Below are 18,400 nucleotides of genomic sequence, written 5' to 3' on the forward strand. Positions count from 1 at the left end.
AGTGGTTTTGTGGTGCGGCAGGTTAGCGGTAGACCCCATCCTTGCCATGCGCCGCCGTCGCGCGATTGCCCCGCACGCTGATCATCAATTTGATGTCGATCCAGTCAATGCCCTGAGCCTTGAGCTTGGGCAATTCACGTTCTAGCACCGCCAATGTCTGCGGATACGGATGCCCGATCATCACCGCCGAACCCTGCTTGCGCGCCAGGCTGATTGCCGTCTGTAGCTGAGTAAAAATCGCCGCTTCAGTGGGCTCGTCATCCAGGAACACATCCCGCGAAACACTCGCCAGACCAATCTTCTGCGCCTCGGCGGCCGCCACGGTTTGCGCACTGGTGCGGCTGTCGACGAAGAACTTGTGCCGACGCTGCAACTCCGCCATCAGCCAGGCCATGGCCGGTTGCCGAGCGGTCATGCGGCTGCCCATGTGGTTGTTGATGCCGGCGGCATACGGCACCGCCTTGAACGCCGCGTCCAGGCGTTTCTCTAGTTCTTCGATGGGCAATTCGGGATGCCAGGCGAACGGGCCAGTGGCCGGGTCCATGGGCATGTGCAGGATGACGGTCTTGCCGGCACGATGGGCTTCGCGGGCGAATTCGCTGGCGTGGGGCGTATCGGGCATGATTGCCGTGGTGACGGGGCCGGGCAGGGCCAGCACGCGACGATCCCGGGGCAGGTTCTGCCCCAGGTCATCGATGATCAGGCTCAGATAAGCCTTGTGGGGTGGGGCCGCTGTTGTGGCCGGTGCCGCGTGAGCGACACCCGCCAGGCAGCACAGCAGACCGAGGAGCAACCGCCGGCGCATCTCAGCGGCCGGAGGTGATGCTCAGCCCTTTGAGCAGGCTCAGGGCCTGGGCCAACTGGTAATCGTCATCCTGCGGCATGGCCTTGGCTTTGCCACCGGAGCCGGTCGGTTTGTCGGCGCCGCCGTTGCCATTGCCCAAGTGACCTTGCAGATCGGCTTCCTTGAAGTACTCGCCGTCCTGCTCGTTGGTGATCTTGGCCTTGCGCACTTCGATGTCCGGGACAATGCCCTGCGCCTGAATCGAGCGGCCGTTCGGCGTGTAGTACAGCGCCGTGGTGATTTTCAGTGCGCGTTCGTTGTTCAGCGGCAACACGGTCTGGACCGAGCCTTTGCCGAAACTGGTGGTGCCCATGACCACCGCGCGTTTCTGATCCTGCAGGGCGCCGGCGACAATTTCCGAGGCCGAGGCGCTGCCACCGTTGATCAGCACGACCATTGGCACGGCTTCGCTTTCGTCCTTGCCGGTGGCGGAGAAGCGCAGTTCGGAGTTGGCGATGCGGCCCTTGGTGTAGACGATCAGGCCCTTGGTGATGAAGTGGTCGACCACTTCCACCGCAGATTGCAGCACGCCGCCCGGGTTGTTACGCAAGTCGAGGACGATGCCGCTGAGCTTCTTGCCGTTGTCCTTGCGCAGCTTGGCCAGGGCCTTGGAGACCTCTTCGCCGGTCTTGACCTGGAACTGGGTGATGCGGATGTAGCCGTAGCCGGACTCCAGCAGCTGGCTCTTCACGCTTTTCACTTGAATGATGGCGCGGACCAGGGTCACGTCGAAAGGCGCGCCGCCGTCGCGGACCAGGGTCAGGGTGATCTTCTGGCCGATCTTGCCGCGCATCTTGTCCACGGCTTCGGTCATGCTCTGGCCGCGAGTCGGCTGGCCGTTGATCTTGACGATGAAGTCGCCAGCCTGAATGCCAGCCTTGGAGGCCGGGGTGTCATCGATGGGCGAAACCACTTTGATGAAACCGTCTTCGGCGCCGACTTCGATGCCCAGGCCGCCGAATTCGCCGCTGGTGCTTTCCTGCAATTCAGCGAAGTCTTCAGGGCCCAGGTACGCGGAGTGCGGGTCGAGGTTGCTGAGCATGCCCTTGATGGCGTTTTCCAGCAGGGTCTTGTCGTCCACCGGTTCGACATAGGCTGCCTTGATCCGGTCCATGACTTCGGCAAAGGTGCGCAACTCGTCCAGCGGCAATGGCGCCTTGGTGGTCGCAGCGGTGCCGGCAGGCGCGACCGCCGGGGCCGGTTGGGCAGCAAACGCCAACGGCGCGCCGATCACCAGGGCAATCGTCAGGGCCAGCGAGGTAAGGCGGGACAAATACAGCATGTCGAACGAACTCCTGAAGTAGATGGCGTACTTATCCTTGCGCACGACACCATTGCGCCGGATCACTCGGGTGACCCTGCTGACGAATAGCGAAATACAGCGCTGGTGTGTCCTGCCCGCCACTGCTACCGACAGTGGAGATGGACTCACCGGCTTTTACCACGTCACCGGCAGACTTGAGCAGCGTCTGGTTGTGACCGTAAAGACTCAAAAAACCGTTGCCATGGTCGAGAATCACCAGCAACCCGGCGCCTCGCAACCAATCGGCAAACACCACGCGGCCGCCGTGAACGGCATGCACCTGGCTGCCAGCGGAGGCGCTGATCATCACGCCGTCCCATTTGGTGCGGGCATCGTCGCCACGGCTTTCACCGAAGCGTGCCAGCAGTCGACCATCAACCGGCCATGGAAGTCTGCCTCGGGTAGAAGCAAAGGGGCCGCCAAAGGTTTCGCCTGAACTTGAAACCAGTGCGCCGGGTGTCGATTTGACGGTTTTGCGTGGGGCATCGGTGGCATCTGCTTCAGCCTGAGCCTCACGTAAACGCTTTTTTTCGGCTTCCTGCTGGGCGATCAGCGCTTTTTGCCGCGCCTCTTCTGCCTCTCGGGCCTGGCGGGCCAGGGTTTCTTCGATGGTTTTAAGGACTTTAGACAGGTCCGCCTGATCCTGCTCGCGCGCCGCCAGTTTCTGATCGCGAGCCTTTACGTCGTCATTGAGCTTGGCCAGGACTTGCTGACGCTCTTGGCGGACTTTGTCGAGTTCATCACGCTGGCTGTCGAGGCTGCTTTTCTGAACCAGCAATTGCGCCTGCTGCAGGCCGATGTCTTTTTCGACATTGGCCAGTTGGCGCAGGGTTTCGTTGAAATTCTTCAGCTGCTCCAGGCGGGCCTGGCTCAGGTAGTCGTAATAGGTGAGGGTGCGGGCGAATTTTTCCGGGTTCTGCTGGTTCAGCAGCAGCTTCAGGTACTCCTGACGGCCATTCTGATAGGCCGCGCGGGCCTGGATGGCGATCAGTCGTTGCTGTTCAATGCGCGCGCTCTGGAGTTTTTTTTTCTCGGCATCGAGTCGTTGCAGCTCGGATTCGCTTTTCTTCAGCTCTTTTTGCAGGGCTTCGACCTGCTTCTCGAGCTTGCCCATCTCGGTTTCGGTGCCTTTGAGGTCTTTCTGCACTCCGGATTTTTCTTCCTGGAGTTTACCCAGCAGTTTCTTCAGCTCGGCAATGTCCTGACGCGTGGCGTCCAACTGTTGTTGGGTTTGCGTGCGCTCGTCGGCAAAGGCCGGTTGAAGCAGGCAAGTCAGGGCAAGGGCTATCAGGACGCGAAGCATAGAGGCGGGCGACACCAGGGAAAGGGACGGCCTAGTATGCCCGCCAAGCGCAGCAAAAAAAATGCCCAATTGGGGTTGTGTGATAACTGGACAAAAAAACACCGCAAAACCAATGTGGGAGCGGGCTTGCTCGCGAATGCGGTGTGTCAGGCAACGTTGATGTCGACTGATACACCGCATTCGCGAGCAAGCCCGCTCCCACAGGGTTTTGGCGGTGTTTGATAGGGCGAGTTACACCAGAATCGATGTCCCGGTCATTTCCGCCGGTTTTTCCAGGCCCAGCAACATCAGCATGGTCGGCGCCACATCCGCCAGCACGCCGCCATCACGCACCTTGAGATCACGCTTGCCAACATAGATGAACGGCACTGGCTCGGTGGTATGCGCAGTGTGCGCCTGGCCAGTGGTTTCGTCGGACATTTGCTCGACGTTGCCATGGTCGGCGGTAATCAGGGCTTCGCCGCCGACTTTTTCCAGCGCATCGACGATACGGCCGACGCACAGGTCCAGGCACTCGACCGCTTTGACTGCCGCGTCGAACACACCGCTATGGCCGACCATGTCGCCGTTGGCGTAGTTGACCACGATCACATCGTAACGCTGGTTTTCAATGGCATCGACGATGCGGTCGGTGACTTCCGGGGCACTCATCTCGGGCTGCAAGTCATAGGTGGCGACTTTCGGCGACGGGATCAGGATGCGTTCTTCGCCCGGGAACGGCTCTTCGCGGCCTCCGGAGAAGAAGAAAGTCACGTGGGCGTACTTCTCGGTTTCGGCGATACGCAGCTGCGTCTTGCCGTTTTTCGCCAGGTAATCGCCCAGCACATTGTCCAGGCTGCTCGCCGCGAAGGCCGATGGCGCGGGGATGCTGGCGGCGTATTGGGTCAGCATGACGAAACCGGCAAGTGCAGGCTGGCGAGCGCGCTCGAATTCCTTGAAATCGTCTTCGACGAACACGCGGGTCAACTCGCGGGCACGGTCTGCGCGAAAGTTCATGAAGATCACGGCGTCGCCGTCTTCAACCTTGACCGGCTCACCGATGCTGGTGGCTTTGACGAATTCGTCGCTTTCGCCACGTTCGTAAGCGGCTTGCAGGCCTTCCTGTGCGGTAGCGGCGTTGAACTCGCTGGCGCCATCGACAATCAGGTTGTAGGCCTGGGACACGCGGTCCCAACGGTTGTCGCGGTCCATGGCGTAGTAACGGCCAATGATGCTGGCGATCCGGCCTTTGCCGAGGGCTTCGAAGGTCGCGTCCAGCAGCTCGATCGACGACTGGGCGCTTTTCGGTGGCGTATCACGGCCATCAAGGAAGGCGTGCAGGTAGATTTTTTCGGCGCCGCGCTTGTAGGCTAGTTCCGCCATGGCGACCAGGTGATCCTGGTGGCTATGAACGCCGCCATCGGACAGCAGACCCATGAAGTGCACGGCTTTGCCGGCAGCAACGGCTTTATCCACCGCGGCGCAGATGGTCGGGTTCTCGAAGAACTCGCCGTCGCGGATCGCTTTGGTCACACGCGTGAAGTCCTGATACACCACGCGGCCGGCGCCAAGGTTCATGTGGCCGACTTCGGAGTTGCCCATCTGGCCGTCCGGCAAGCCGACGTCCATGCCGCTGCCCGAGATCAGGCCGTTCGGCACGGTGGCCCACAGACGGTCCAGCACAGGCTTCTTCGCTGCAAAGATGGCGTTGGATTCAGGGCTCTCGCTGTGACCGAAGCCGTCGAGAATAATCAGGACCAAAGGTTTAGGCGTGGTAGTCATGGATTCCACTCGTGGCTGAGTTATAAAGAGGGCGATGGAAAAGGGAGTAGGAGTTTAAAGCGAAGTTCCGACGGCGTCACCGCCGGACGGGGTTTGGCCCACCATAGTGGCTGTGTATACTGGCCGACATTTTAACGCCCTGGAACCTCCTTCGATGGTTGCTCACCTGATTGAATTTGCCACTAACCACTATTTGCTTGTCGGTATCTTCGTCGTACTGCTGGCGTTGCTGATCGCTTATCAGATGCAAGGCGGCGGCCGCAGCCTGAGCACCGGTGAACTGACCGGGCTGGTCAACAAAGATGCAGGCGTGGTAATCGACATTCGTCCGACCAAGGATTTCACTGCTGGTCACATTGTTGGCGCGTTGAATATTCCTCACGACAAACTGACCGCTCGCGTCGGCGAACTGGAAAAGCACAAGGCCAAGACCATTATCCTGGTCGACGCCATGGGCCAGACTGCCGGCACTCATGCCCGCGAACTGATGAAAGCCGGCTTCACCGCCGCCAAGCTGTCCGGCGGTATTTCCAGCTGGAAAGCCGACAATCTGCCGCTGGTGAAGTGATATGAACAACGTCGTCGTCTATTCCAGCGATTACTGCCCTTATTGCTCGCGAGCCAAGTACCTGCTCGAGAACAAAGGCGTAGCCTTCGAAGAGATCAAGGTCGATGGCAAGCCGCAGGTGCGTGCCGCGATGGCTCAGAAGGCCGGGCGTACGTCCGTGCCGCAGATCTGGATCGGCAGCACCCACGTTGGCGGCTGTGATGATTTGTTTGCCCTGGAGCGCGCCGGCAAGCTCGACGCCATGCTCAAGGCCTGACTGCCTTACTTGAAATAGCCAACCCTACAAGACCCGAGATCAGAAAGGATCTGAGATGACTGACCAACAGAACACTGCAGCTAGCGAAGAAGAAACCGCACCGCAATTCTCCTTGCAGCGCATCTACGTACGCGACTTGTCCTTCGAAGCCCCGAAAAGCCCGGCGATCTTTCGCCAGCAGTGGGAGCCGAGCGTCGGTCTGGATCTGAACACTCGCCAGAAGGCTCTGGAAGGCGACTTCCACGAAGTCGTGCTGACCCTGTCGGTTACCGTGAAAAACGGTGACGAAGTGGCGTTCATCGCTGAAGTGCAACAGGCCGGGATCTTCCTGATCAAGAACCTGGACGATGCTTCGATGAGCCACACCCTCGGCGCGTTCTGCCCGAACATCCTGTTCCCGTACGCTCGCGAAACCCTGGACAGTCTGGTGACCCGCGGTTCGTTCCCGGCCCTGATGCTGGCCCCGGTGAACTTCGACGCGCTGTACGCACAAGAACTGCAACGCATGCAGGCGGCGGGCGAGACTCCAACCGTTCAGTAAGCGTTCGATGCAGTAACGAAAAAAGCGCCGTAACAGGCGCTTTTTTCTTGGGCGGGAGATGATCGTTCCCACGCTCTGCGTGGGAATGCAGCCCGTGACGCTCCGCGTCACACTGGTGCCAGGCTCGACGCCTGTGGTGCTGCTGGAACGCGGAGCGTCCCTTGAGGCGTTCCCACGCAGAGCGTGGGAACGATCAGTCGCGGGGTTATTTGAACCCCAGCTGACGCCAGGCCTCGTACACGGCGACGGCCACGGTGTTGGACAGGTTCAGGCTGCGACAGCCTTCGCGCATGGGCAAACGCAGGCGTTGTTCGCTGGGCAGCGCGTCGAGCACTTCGGCCGGCAAGCCACGGCTTTCCGGGCCGAACAGGAAGGCATCGCCCTCGGCGAAGCTGGCGTCGTGAAAGGGTCGCGAGCCCTTGGTGGTAAAGGCGAACAGCCGTGGATGACCGAGGCTTTCCAGACAGCTTGCGAGGTCTGCGTGGCGTTGCAGGGTGGCATACTCATGGTAATCGAGGCCGGCCCGGCGCAGACGCTTGTCGTCCATCTCGAAGCCCAGCGGTTCGATCAAATGCAGGTGGCAGCCACTGTTGGCGCACAGCCTGATAACGTTGCCGGTATTCGGCGGAATTTCTGGTTGGAAAAGGATGACGTGAAACATGCACGGCTCCGAAGGTAAAGATGACGGGCATTCTACGCCGCCAAAGGACCCTCGTTCGAAACTATTCCCGCGGGTGATGGCTTCGCTGGCGATTGTCGGGATGATGGTGGGCCTGATGATCGGTCGCCTGACCGCGCCCGACCCCAGCGTTTTGCAGCAGGTCGAGGTGACGAACGATGGGCTGGTGGTGTGGTTCAACAACGAACCCCAAACCCACGGCGAGCTGGTCGACGGCAGCGTGGCGCTGTTGTTCGAGGCTGAAGGCAAGGCACAGAAAGGTCAGCTCAAGCTCAACGGCAAAGACGTGAACTGGCGAACGCGGTTGAGTGACGGGGGATTGTTGCTGACGGTGGTGGCGGCCCGGCCGCTGCAGGGCGAGTGGGCCGGTAGCGAGGTCGATGACCGCTGGCGGCTGGAGATCCATCTCCGAGAGCAATAAAAGAGGGAATCCCCGGCCTGCCTGTACCAAGGTTCCCAAAACGGGAGGGCTCGCGCATTGCGGCGTGAACCCGGTGTAAAGAGGGAATCCCCGGCCTGCCTGTACCAAGGTCCCCAAAACGGGAGGGCTCGCGCATCGCGGCGTGAACCCGGTGTAAAGAGGGAATCCCCGGCCTGCCTGTACCAAGGACCCCAAAACGGGATGGGCTCGTCGCAGTTGCGGTATGAGCCCGGTGTAAAGAGGGGAATCCCCGGCCTGCCTGTACCAAGGTCCCCGAAACTGGGTAGTGAATCGAATCACTGATTGGACTATTGCAGGGGGCGTGCCAGTTTTTAACAAGTTGCAACAGAAAACCGTCGAGCAGCGCTGAAAGCCCCGTAATTCGGGGTTTTTGTGTTTCTGCGATATGGTTTTTCTTGCAGATGGAGGCGGGGTTTTGGAGCGATTGTCGTGCGCGATTGCGGTTCACGGTGCATTGTCGCGGTGCATGGAGTTCTAAATGTGGGAGCGGGCTTGCTCGCGAAAGCGGTGTGCCATTCAGCATCAATGTTGAATGTGATGGCCTCTTCGCGAGCAAGCCCGCTCCCACATGGGTTTGATGTCAGCCACAAAAGACGGCTTGGTACAAAACCCGTAGGAGCGAGGCTTGCCCGCGAATGGATCCAGAGAACGACGAAAGCCTACTAGCCCTCATCCCCCTCATCATCATCCCCACCATCAACCTTCATCCCCAATTCCTTGATTTTGCGCGTCAGGGTATTGCGGCCCCAACCCAGCAAAACGGCAGCGTCACGGCGGCGGCCGGCGGTGTGTTTAAGGGCGGTCTCGATCATGATTCGCTCAAAAGCTGGCACGGCACTGTCAAGCAGGCTCGACTGACCGCGAGCCAGCGCCTGATCAGCCCACTGACGCAACGCTTGCTCCCAGTTGGTCACCGGCGCCGAGTCCTGCGGCAGGCTCAGCAGCTCCGGCGGCAGATCGCTGATGTGCACTTCGCGACCTGAAGCCATCACAGTGATCCAGCGGCAGGTATTCTCCAGCTGACGCACGTTGCCTGGCCACGGCAGGTTCTTCAGGTATTCCTCGGTTTCGCTTTTCAGCAGCTTCGGTTCCACAGCCAGTTCTTGCGCGGCGCGGCTGAGGAAGTGCTTGGCCAGGGTCGGGATGTCTTCGCGACGGTCCGACAGCCGTGGAATGTGGATGCGGATCACGTTGAGGCGGTGGAACAAGTCCTCACGGAATTTTCCGGCATGCACCAGGGTTTCCAGATTCTGGTGAGTCGCGGCGATGATTCGCACATCGACCTTCACCGGCACATGACCGCCGACGCGGTAGAACTCGCCGTCCGCCAATACCCGCAGCAAGCGCGTCTGAGTGTCTGCCGGCATGTCGCCGATTTCATCAAGGAACAGCGTGCCGCCGTCAGCCTGCTCAAAACGCCCGCGACGCAGGTTGGCCGCGCCGGTGAACGCGCCTTTCTCATGGCCGAATAGCTCGGATTCCATCAGGTCCTTGGGGATCGCCGCCATGTTCAGCGCAATGAACGGCGAGGCCGCCCGTGGGCTGTGACGGTGCAGCGCGTGTGCCACCAACTCTTTACCGGTACCGGATTCGCCGTTGATCAGCACAGTGATGTTGGAGTGGCTCAAGCGCCCGATGGCGCGAAACACTTCCTGCATCGCCGGCGCTTCACCGATGATTTCCGGGGTGCGGGTCAAGGCGACCGGGACTTCCAGGCCTTGCTGTTCCTGAGCGTGCTGGTTGGCGCGTTTGACCAGCGACACCGCTTCGTCGACATCGAATGGCTTGGGCAGATACTCGAAAGCGCCACCCTGATAGGACGCGACAGCGCTGTCCAGGTCGGAGTGCGCGGTCATGATGATCACTGGTAGCCGTGGGTGTTGTTCGCGAATCCGCGCCAGAAGGTCCAGACCGCTGGCACCCGGCATGCGGATGTCGGAGATGATCACGTCCGGCTGCTGGCGCGCCAGGCGGCTCATCACGCCATCGGCGCTGTCGAAGCTTTGCGTGGTCATGCCTTCCTGCTGCAAGGCTTTTTCCAGGACCCAACGGATAGAACGGTCGTCATCGACGATCCACACGGTTTCACTACGGCTCATGTCGATGTGGCTCCTTGTTCCAGTGGCAGAAAGATCGAGAACGTGGTGTGGCCTGGATGGCTGTCACATTCGATCAGGCCCTGGTGCTGGCTGATGATGTTCTGGGTAATGGCCAGGCCCAGCCCGGTACCGTCCGGACGGCCGCTGACCATGGGAAAGAAGATGGTTTCCTGCAAGTCCGCGGGAATGCCCGGGCCGTTGTCGATGATTTCGATCTTGGTCACCAGGCGATGACGCACGTGGCCGATGGTGAACTGGCGCATGGCGCGGGTACGCAAGCTGATGCGGCCAAGGCGCAGCTCGTTCTGGCTGCTGATGGCCTGCATCGCGTTGCGCACGATGTTCAGGACGGCCTGAATCATCTGTTCGCGATCAATCAAGACATCCGGAATGCTTGGGTCGTAGTCGCGCACCAAAGTGATGCAGCCCTGGCTCTCAGCCTCTACCAACTGACCCACGCGCTCCAGCACTTCGTGAACGTTGCACATGGCCAGCGACGGCAATTTGTTGGAGCCGAGCATGCGATCCACCAGATTGCGCAGGCGATCGGCTTCTTCAATGATGACGTTGGTGTAGTCGCGCAGGCTTTCTTCCGGCAATTCACGGGCGAGCAACTGAGCCGCGCCGCGAATCCCGCCGAGAGGGTTTTTGATTTCGTGGGCGAGACCGCGTACCAGCATCTTGCTGGTTTCTTGCTTCGACAGCTGCGCCTCTTCCTTGGTGATCCGCAACAAGCGGTCACGCGGGTGAACCTCCAGCAACAGCAGCGTATCGCCATTGCTCAGGATCGGTGTCACGGCGTAGTCGACGGTCAGGGTCTGGCCGGTGAGGGCGGTGAGCATCGCTTCGCGCTTGGTGAACGGGTGCGCCTGCTCGACTGCCTGGCGCAGGGAGTTCAGCGCTTCGGTGGATTCGGTGAACAACTCGCTGATGAACTGCCCATGGCTACGCTGGCCGCTGATGGCCAGCAGCATCTCCGCCGCCGGGTTCATGTACTCAAGGCGCAGTTCGGCGTCGAGCAGAATGGTTGCGGTGGTCAGGTTGTCGAGTAGCAAGCGGTGTAGTGCGTCGCTAATGGTCATCAGGACCTCTTTTGGAGCAGGGCATGCGCATGAATAACGCGCCGATACGAGGAAAATGCAAAAACCAAACCAAGGCTCCGAAAAGAAGCGTTTAGAGCCTGAAACAGGCGTTTGACGCTCATTTGCGTGGCGTTCTGCCAGCTTTTGCGGGTACTTTCGAACCAAAATGGGTTGTGTTGTGAGTGCTGTGCACTCTATTGCACCAATATAGTGCGCAAACCTGAACGAAGTAAAAGAGGCTTCAGTCAGCAAAGATGCGAAAAACTGTGTGGGAGCGGGCTTGCTCGCGAAAGCGTTATGTCAGTCGACATCAAAGTTGGCTGTGCCGCCGTCTTCGCGAGCAAGTCGGATCGCCGCACCGCCGCTCCCACATGGGGTTGCGCTTAACAGACTGGCATCAGCGCCAGAAGAAGCTTTTTTCTTCTTCGGGTTTGTCTTTGAGGGGGCATTCCGGCCGTTGGCCGTAGTCGGTAAGGACGCAGGGTTTGACCTGACGTTTCTGCGCGAGGGAAATGCGCTGCATGTGGAAGGGTTGATTGGCTGTGCGTTCGACGGTACGACCTTGTTCGTCGAGGATTTCCACTGATAGGTGATGGCTGCCGCGGTCGATGTTGCTCAGGGCGAACACCGGGCTAGGGCCGGGGTCGGCGGTGGGCTGGCCATCCAGCAGCAGACGATAGCGATGGCCCTGTTGCAGGCCGGGTTCGCTGGTAACGCTGACGATCAATTCACCGCCAGTGCTACGGATCGTGGCATCCGGGTCCGGCACCAGCACACGAAGCATGTCGTAATGAAACAGTGGTTTGGCTTTCGTGGCCGCCACTGGCGTGGCGCTGCTCGGGTTGGCCGACATCCGATTGCTGGTCGCCAGTGGCACACGCTTGGCATTGCGGGTGCCCGGCTGATCGGTGAAAACCCGATTACCCTGGGCATCGATGTAGGTGAAGACCTCGGCCATTGCCGGCAGGCTGATCAGGCAGGCGACCAACAGCCAGAACCTCAAGGCTTATGCACCCGTTGTACGGTGAAGGTCACGGTGGGGCTCTGCTGCACGACGTTTTGCCCATCGATCACCTGAACCGCGAGGCGGTGTTCGCCACGGTCGATGTTCACCAGTTGCAGAATCGGTACGTTGCTCGGTTGGCCGTAGGGTTGATCGTCCAGCAACAGCCTCAACCGATGAGAGCCCTGCAGGCGCGGCTGGATCAATACGCTGACCGTGAACGTGCCGTTGTTGGCGCGCAGGGCTTCTTCGGTGGGCAAACCTGTCAGCTCCAGCACCTGATAGGCGCTGTTGGGCTGTTCACGGTTACTGGATTGCGCAGGCGCTACAGGCTCGCTCGGCGACTGGCGCTCGACACTGTTGAGCGGTGGCAACTCCACGGGTTGAGCTTTTACGCCATAGGGCGGTTGATTGCTGTACGCGGTGTTGCCGTTGGCGTCGGTGTACTTGTAGATCTGCGCGGCGGCGGGCAGGGCGATCAGCACAAGCAGGCATAACAACAATGAGCGCATTGCAGGCTTCCATTGGCCGTTGGGCAAGTGTCCGGCCCTGTTCCGTTCTTGGCGACTAAGCGCTGAGCATAGAGCACTTCAGCGCACATCGGCAGGTCGGCTCAGCGGCTGGCGCTGCACAACTCGGCGGTAGCGCGTACCTGGGCGAGCTCACGCAGTGGCGCGTGGGCACCGCTTTTATTGGCCTTGGCCAGCCAGGACGGGCACTGTGGGTCGTTGCGATAAGGGCTGAAATCGGCCAGTTGTTGCAGCAGGCGTTTTTGTAACCGGTCAAGTTGCGGGCGGATCTGCCCGACGAGATCGGGGCGGGGATCGTCGGGTGCCTTGCCTTGCGCATGCCAGTCAGACAGGTGCGCGTATTGCACCAGTTTGTTGGCCTCGATCTGCGCCGAGAAGAACTGTTCGACGGCTTCGTTGCTCAATTTATAGGCAGGTGCCAGGGCGACAGCACCGGCAATGACTTCGCGTTCGCGCTGCCGGTCTTCGACAGGTTTGCCGCTGTCCCATTTGCTCAGCGCAACCTGATCGGCAATTGCCAGGCGTTCTTCGATGGTGCCAAGCAACGGGGCGAGGGCGGCAGGTGCCGGGCTGGCAAAAGCGTTGTTGGCCAGCAGGGTGGTGAGCAGGGCAAGGCATGGGCGTAGGCGCATGGGGCATCTCGGCTTTATCGGATGAAGGCCATGATGCACGCAACCGGGCATCCGATGACAGACGGTCGCCCATAAAAAAGGCCTCCCGAAGGAGGCCTCTCTTTTGTCACGCCGCGTAGCGCGGCGCTACCGGATCAGCAGCTGTAGTACAGCTCATATTCCAGTGGGTGTACGAAGGTACGAACCTTGATTTCTTCTTCGCTTTTCAGGGCGATGTAAGCGTCGATGAAGTCGTCGCTGAAAACGCCGCCTTTGGTCAGGAACGCACGACCTTTGTCCAGCTCTTCCAGGGCTTCTTTCAGGCTGCCGCAAACTTGTGGGATCTCTTTCGCCTCTTCAGGCGGCAGGTCGTACAGGTTTTTGTCAGCTGCGTCGCCGGGGTGGATCTTGTTCTGGATGCCGTCCAGGCCAGCCATCAACAGTGCAGCGAAGCCCAGGTACGGGTTAGCTGCCGGATCCGGGAAGCGAGCTTCGATACGGCGAGCGCGAGGACTGGACACGTAAGGAATACGGATCGAAGCCGAACGGTTGCGAGCCGAGTAAGCCAGCATCACTGGAGCTTCGAAACCTGGGACCAGACGCTTGTAGGAGTTGGTCGACGGGTTGGTGAAGCCGTTCAGAGCCTTACCGTGCTTGATGATGCCGCCGATGAAGTACAGAGCGGTATCGGACAGGCCGGCATAGCCTTCGCCAGCGAAGGTGTTTTTGCCATCTTTGGCGATGGACAGGTGAACGTGCATACCCGAACCGTTGTCGCCGTACAGAGGCTTAGGCATGAAGGTCGCGGTGCGGCCGTATGCGTCAGCAACGTTGTGTACGCAGTACTTCAGGGTTTGAACTTCGTCAGCCTTGGCAACCAGGGTGTTGAACTTCACGCCGATTTCGTTCTGGCCGGCAGTCGCCACTTCGTGGTGGTGAACTTCGATGACCAGGCCCATTTCTTCCATGGCGTTGCACATGGAGGTACGGATTTCGTGGTCATGGTCGAACGGCGGAACAGGGAAGTAGCCGCCTTTGACGCCTGGACGGTGGCCTTTGTTGCCGCCTTCCACGTCCTGGTCGGACATCCACGAACCTTGTTCGGAGAAGATTTTGAACATCGAACCGGAGATGTCGGACTTGAACTTCACTTCGTCGAAGATGAAGAACTCTGGCTCTGGACCAACGAATACGGTGTCACCGATACCGGTCGACTTCAGGTATTCCTCGGCACGCTTGGCGATCGCACGTGGGTCACGGTCGTAGCCTTGCATGGTCGAAGGCTCGATCACGTCGCAAACCAGAATCAGGGTCGGCTCTTCGGTGAACGGGTCGAGAACGGCAGTGCTGTCGTCCGGCATCAGGATCATGTCGGAAGCTTCGATGCCTTTCCAGCCAGCGATGGAGGAACCGTCGAACATTTTGCCTTCTTCGAAGAAAGCTTCATCCAGCCCATCGCGAGCCGGCATGGTCACGTGGTGCTGAGTGCCTTTGGTGTCCGTGAAGCGCAGATCAATCCACTTGACGTCATGATCTTTGATGAGTTGAACCGACTTCGACATAGTGTCCTCCGGGTGGCTTCGGGCTTAGTAGTGGATGCCCTTAGAATGTGGGTGATGCCGGCGCGAATACTCTGCCATGGCAACCTGCCTCACAAGGGAGCAAATTGCATGCCAGTGCCCCACCATGGGTTTTTTGCCCCAATATCACGCTTATAAAGGTGCAATGCCTCAAAAAGCGCAAAACCTCGCCCTGTAATGTAGCGTCGAAATCCATAAATGACCTGTTTTGGTGCGCGCAAAACCTTCTGCACATTAACTGGTTAAACCTTGAGCAATTTCCGCTATAATCCGCGCCCCCCTTTTTCGGCTGGCCCAGCGCGCGCTGTTTTCATGAAACTAATCGTAAAAGTCTTCCCCGAGATCACCATCAAGAGCCGCCCGGTACGGATGCGTTTCATCCGCCAGTTGGCTAAAAACATCCGTACCGTGCTCCGCGACCTGGACCCGGCTGTGGTGGTGAACGGTGTGTGGGACAATCTCGAGCTGGAAACCCGCGTCAGCGAGCCGAAAGCCCTGAAGGAGATGACCGAGCGCCTGAGCTGCATGCCGGGCATCGCGCATTTCCTGCAGGTCGATGAATACCCGTTGGGCGACTTCGACGACATCGTCGCCAAGTGCAAACAGCATTTTGGTGACGCCCTGGCCGGTAAGATCTTTTCGGTGCGCTGCAAACGTGCCGGCAAGCACGAATTCAGCTCCATGGACGTCGAGAAATACGTCGGCAGCCAACTGCGTCGTCAGTGCGGCGCCGCCGGAATCTCGCTGAAAGAGCCAGAAATCGAAGTCCGCATCGAAATTCGCGACAAACGGTTGTTCGTGATCCACAGCCAGCACAACAGCATCGGCGGTTATCCGCTGGGTGCCCTGGAACAGACGCTTGTACTGATGTCCGGTGGCTTCGACTCCACCGTCGCCGCCTACCAGATCATGCGCCGCGGGCTGATGAGCCATTTCTGCTTCTTCAATCTGGGCGGACGTGCCCACGAACTGGGCGTCATGGAAGTCGCGCACTTCATCTGGAAGAAGTACGGCAGCTCCCAACGCGTGTTATTTGTCAGTGTGCCTTTCGAGGAAGTACTGGGAGAAATTCTCGGGAAAGTCGATAACAGTCATATGGGCGTAGTTTTGAAGCGTATGATGTTGCGCGCTGCTTCCCGTATTGCCGATCGGCTGGAGATCGAAGCGCTGGTCACCGGCGAAGCGATTTCCCAGGTATCGAGCCAGACGTTGCCGAACCTGTCCGTGATCGACTGCGTGACCGACAAGCTGGTCTTGCGCCCGCTGATCGCCAGTCACAAGCAGGACATCATCGATCTGGCCAACGAAATCGGTACTGCCGATTTCGCCAAGCACATGCCGGAATACTGCGGGGTCATCTCGGTGAACCCAAAGACCCACGCCAAGCGTCCACGCGTGGAGCATGAAGAGAAAGAATTCGACATGGCGGTACTTGAGCGTGCGCTCGAGAACGCCAAACTGGTGCCGATCGATCGCGTGATCGACGAATTGGGCCAGGATTTGCAGATCGAAGAAGTCAGCGAAGCACTGGCGGGCCAGATCATCATCGACATCCGTCACCCGGATGCCGCTGAAGACGAGCCGCTGGAACTTGCTGGCATTGAGGTGCAGACGATGCCGTTTTATGCATTGAACGCTCGTTTCAAGGAACTGGACCCTACTCGCCAGTACCTGTTGTATTGCGACAAAGGCGTGATGAGTCGCCTGCATGCCCACCATTTGCTCAGTGAGGGGCATGCCAATGTGCGCGTTTATCGACCGAGCTAAGTGCCCGGGGCTGTTTGCCTGTGGCCTGCGTCACCGGCCCCCCGACGCCGCCGTCAAGCTGTAACGGCTTTGCCGGACTCTACTGTAAATCGCTGCCAAGACTTGTCAGCACACCGAATCCTCTGATCGAGATACACAAGTGATCGAAAATCTACGCAACATCGCCATCATTGCTCACGTTGACCATGGTAAAACCACCCTGGTAGACAAACTCTTGCGTCAATCCGGCACCCTGGAGCGCAACGAGCTCAACGACGAGCGCGTGATGGACTCCAACGACCAGGAGAAAGAGCGCGGTATTACCATTCTGGCGAAAAACACCGCCATCAACTGGAACGGCTACCACATCAACATCGTGGACACCCCGGGCCACGCCGACTTCGGCGGCGAAGTAGAACGCGTAATGTCGATGGTCGACTCCGTTCTGCTGCTGGTTGACGCTCAAGACGGCCCTATGCCGCAAACCCGTTTTGTGACCAAGAAGGCTTTCGAAGCCGGCCTGCGTCCAATCGTGGTCATCAACAAGGTTGACCGTCCAGGCGCGCGTCCGGACTGGGTTCTGGACCAAATATTCGACCTGTTCGACAACCTCGGTGCTACCGAAGAACAGCTGGACTTCAAAGTCGTCTACGCCTCGGCCCTGAACGGCATTGCCGGTCTGGAACACACCGACATGGCTGAAGACATGACTCCGCTGTACCAGTCGATCGTCGACAACGTACCTGCGCCGAAAGTCGACCGTGACGGTCCGTTCCAGATGCAAATCTCCGCCCTGGACTACAACAGCTTCCTGGGTGTTATCGGCGTTGGCCGTATCGCTCGTGGTCGCATCAAGCCGAACACTCCGGTTGTGGCTATCGACGCCGACGGCAAGAAGCGTAACGGTCGTATCCTGAAGCTGATGGGTCACCATGGCCTGCACCGCATCGACGTTGAAGAAGCAGCTGCCGGCGACATCGTCTGCATCAGCGGCTTCGACCAGCTGTTCATCTCCGACACTCTGTGCGACCCACTGAACGTCGAAGCGATGAAGCCGCTGACCGTTGACGAGCCAACCGTTTCCATGACCTTCCAGGTAAACGACTCGCCTTTCTGCGGTAAAGAAGGCAAGTTCGTCACCAGCCGTAACATCAAGGAACGTCTGGACAAAGAACTGCTCTACAACGTTGCCCTGCGCGTTGAAGAAGGCGACACCGCCGACAAGTTCAAAGTCTCCGGCCGTGGTGAGTTGCACCTCTCGGTACTGATCGAAACCATGCGTCGCGAAGGCTTCGAAATGGGTGTTGGTCGTCCGGAAGTGATCATCCGCATGGTTGACGGCGTCAAGCACGAACCGTACGAAAACGTGACCATCGACCTGCCGGAAGAATCGCAAGGTTCGATCATGGAACAGATCGGTATCCGTAAGGGCGACCTGACCAACATGGTTCCGGATGGCAAGGGCCGTGTGCGCCTTGAGTACAACATCCCGGCTCGTGGCTTGATCGGTTTCCGTAACGAGTTCCTGACCCTGACCTCCGGTGCAGGCATCCTGACCTCGATCTTCGACCGTTACGACGTGATGAAGTCCGGCGACATGTCCGGCCGTCAGAACGGCGTGCTGGTTTCGGTTGCTACCGGTAAGGCTCTGACTTACTCGCTGGAAACCCTGCAAGCTCGCGGCAAACTGTTCCTGGGTCACGGTGAAGACGTGTACGAAGGTCAAATCGTCGGCATCAACAGCCGCGACAACGATCTGGGCGTCAACCCAACCAAAGGCAAGAAGCTCGACAACATGCGTGCTTCGGGTAAAGACGAAACCATCGCTCTGGTTCCGCCTATCCGCTTCACCCTGGAGCAGGCTCTGGAATTCGTTCAAGAAGACGAATTGTGCGAAGTCACTCCTAAGTCCATCCGTCTTCGCAAGAAGATCCTGGGCGAAAGCGAGCGTACCCGCGCTGCCAAGAAAGCTGGTAACTGAGTTTCGACTTAGTTAACGCTTAAAAAAACGCCCCCGACCGCAAGGTCGGGGGCGTTTTTGTTGTGCGCCCA

At 59.2% G+C, this 18,400-nt stretch carries 17 protein-coding genes; 6 read left to right on the forward strand and 11 right to left on the reverse strand.

Going from position 1 to position 18,400, the window contains the following annotated elements:
• Positions 1 to 22 precede the first annotated feature (22 nt).
• The 4 genes from PMI30_RS28005 to gpmI all read right to left on the reverse strand — a co-directional run bounded on the left by PMI30_RS28005 (position 23) and on the right by gpmI (position 5,211).
• The gene (locus PMI30_RS28005; RefSeq protein WP_008005321.1) at positions 23 to 805 is read right to left on the reverse strand and encodes a divergent polysaccharide deacetylase family protein; all 783 of its coding nucleotides are present in this window, start codon (positions 803 to 805) and stop codon (positions 23 to 25) included.
• Between the two features lies 1 nt (position 806).
• Positions 807 to 2,126 carry a S41 family peptidase gene (locus PMI30_RS28000; protein ID WP_007897415.1) on the reverse strand — a complete coding sequence of 440 codons (1,320 nt, stop codon included), beginning with the start codon at positions 2,124 to 2,126 and terminating at the stop codon, positions 807 to 809.
• Between the two features lie 31 nt (positions 2,127 to 2,157).
• Complete coding sequence (locus PMI30_RS27995) at positions 2,158 to 3,450, reverse strand: murein hydrolase activator EnvC family protein (RefSeq protein WP_008005323.1); 1,293 nt, start codon at positions 3,448 to 3,450, stop codon at positions 2,158 to 2,160.
• 231 nt (positions 3,451 to 3,681) lie between these two features.
• On the reverse strand, positions 3,682 to 5,211 hold the full coding sequence (gpmI, locus tag PMI30_RS27990; RefSeq protein WP_008005326.1) for a 2,3-bisphosphoglycerate-independent phosphoglycerate mutase: 1,530 nt from the start codon (positions 5,209 to 5,211) through the stop codon (positions 3,682 to 3,684).
• 154 nt (positions 5,212 to 5,365) lie between these two features.
• On the opposite strand from gpmI, the gene PMI30_RS27985 reads away from it, so the two are divergent.
• From PMI30_RS27985 to secB, 3 genes are read left to right on the forward strand one after another with little or no spacing between them, the layout of a single operon-like run.
• Positions 5,366 to 5,779, forward strand: a complete 414-nt coding sequence (locus tag PMI30_RS27985) for a rhodanese-like domain-containing protein (RefSeq protein ID WP_008005327.1) — start codon at positions 5,366 to 5,368, stop codon at positions 5,777 to 5,779.
• A gap of 1 nt (position 5,780) precedes the next feature.
• Positions 5,781 to 6,035: a glutaredoxin 3 gene (gene grxC / locus PMI30_RS27980; RefSeq protein WP_007939440.1), complete on the forward strand. Its 255-nt coding sequence runs from the start codon at positions 5,781 to 5,783 to the stop codon at positions 6,033 to 6,035.
• Between the two features lie 55 nt (positions 6,036 to 6,090).
• On the forward strand, positions 6,091 to 6,576 hold the full coding sequence (secB, locus tag PMI30_RS27975; RefSeq protein ID WP_007949026.1) for a protein-export chaperone SecB: 486 nt from the start codon (positions 6,091 to 6,093) through the stop codon (positions 6,574 to 6,576).
• Between the two features lie 205 nt (positions 6,577 to 6,781).
• Here secB and trmL read toward each other — a convergent pair whose 3' ends face one another.
• On the reverse strand, positions 6,782 to 7,237 hold the full coding sequence (gene trmL, locus PMI30_RS27970; protein ID WP_008005328.1) for a tRNA (uridine(34)/cytosine(34)/5-carboxymethylaminomethyluridine(34)-2'-O)-methyltransferase TrmL: 456 nt from the start codon (positions 7,235 to 7,237) through the stop codon (positions 6,782 to 6,784).
• Between trmL and PMI30_RS31630 the strand changes: the two genes are divergently transcribed.
• Entirely contained in the window at positions 7,236 to 7,676 is a 441-nt protein-coding gene (locus tag PMI30_RS31630; protein WP_032834682.1) for a hypothetical protein, read from the forward strand. The genes trmL and PMI30_RS31630 overlap by 2 nt on opposite strands.
• Positions 7,677 to 8,359: 683 nt before the next feature.
• On the opposite strand, the gene ntrC is transcribed toward PMI30_RS31630, so the two are convergent.
• From ntrC to glnA, 6 genes are all read right to left on the reverse strand, one after another.
• Entirely contained in the window at positions 8,360 to 9,796 is a 1,437-nt protein-coding gene (gene ntrC / locus PMI30_RS27960; protein ID WP_007897405.1) for a nitrogen regulation protein NR(I), read from the reverse strand.
• Entirely contained in the window at positions 9,793 to 10,878 is a 1,086-nt protein-coding gene (gene glnL / locus PMI30_RS27955; RefSeq protein WP_008005331.1) for a nitrogen regulation protein NR(II), read from the reverse strand. Before glnL ends, ntrC begins: the two co-directional genes overlap by 4 nt.
• Positions 10,879 to 11,275: 397 nt before the next feature.
• A complete protein-coding gene (locus PMI30_RS27950; protein WP_032834684.1) occupies positions 11,276 to 11,881 on the reverse strand; it encodes a DUF4124 domain-containing protein in 606 nt (201 codons plus the stop codon).
• A complete protein-coding gene (locus tag PMI30_RS27945) occupies positions 11,878 to 12,393 on the reverse strand; it encodes a DUF4124 domain-containing protein (RefSeq protein ID WP_008005333.1) in 516 nt (171 codons plus the stop codon). Before PMI30_RS27945 ends, PMI30_RS27950 begins: the two co-directional genes overlap by 4 nt.
• Before the next feature lie 101 nt (positions 12,394 to 12,494).
• Positions 12,495 to 13,043: a chorismate mutase gene (locus PMI30_RS27940; protein WP_008005334.1), complete on the reverse strand. Its 549-nt coding sequence runs from the start codon at positions 13,041 to 13,043 to the stop codon at positions 12,495 to 12,497.
• A gap of 134 nt (positions 13,044 to 13,177) precedes the next feature.
• Complete coding sequence (glnA, locus tag PMI30_RS27935) at positions 13,178 to 14,584, reverse strand: glutamate--ammonia ligase (RefSeq protein ID WP_007907861.1); 1,407 nt, start codon at positions 14,582 to 14,584, stop codon at positions 13,178 to 13,180.
• A 330-nt stretch (positions 14,585 to 14,914) separates the two neighbouring features.
• Between glnA and thiI the strand changes: the two genes are divergently transcribed.
• Both thiI and typA read left to right on the forward strand, forming a co-directional pair.
• Positions 14,915 to 16,369, forward strand: coding sequence for a tRNA uracil 4-sulfurtransferase ThiI (gene thiI, locus PMI30_RS27930; RefSeq protein ID WP_008005335.1), 1,455 nt, complete (start codon positions 14,915 to 14,917; stop codon positions 16,367 to 16,369).
• Between the two features lie 139 nt (positions 16,370 to 16,508).
• Positions 16,509 to 18,329: a translational GTPase TypA gene (gene typA, locus PMI30_RS27925; RefSeq protein WP_007907857.1), complete on the forward strand. Its 1,821-nt coding sequence runs from the start codon at positions 16,509 to 16,511 to the stop codon at positions 18,327 to 18,329.
• The last annotated feature ends 71 nt before the right edge of the window (positions 18,330 to 18,400 follow it).

The sequence above is a fragment of the Pseudomonas sp. GM50 genome (assembly GCF_000282375.1).
Classification (GTDB): domain Bacteria; phylum Pseudomonadota; class Gammaproteobacteria; order Pseudomonadales; family Pseudomonadaceae; genus Aquipseudomonas.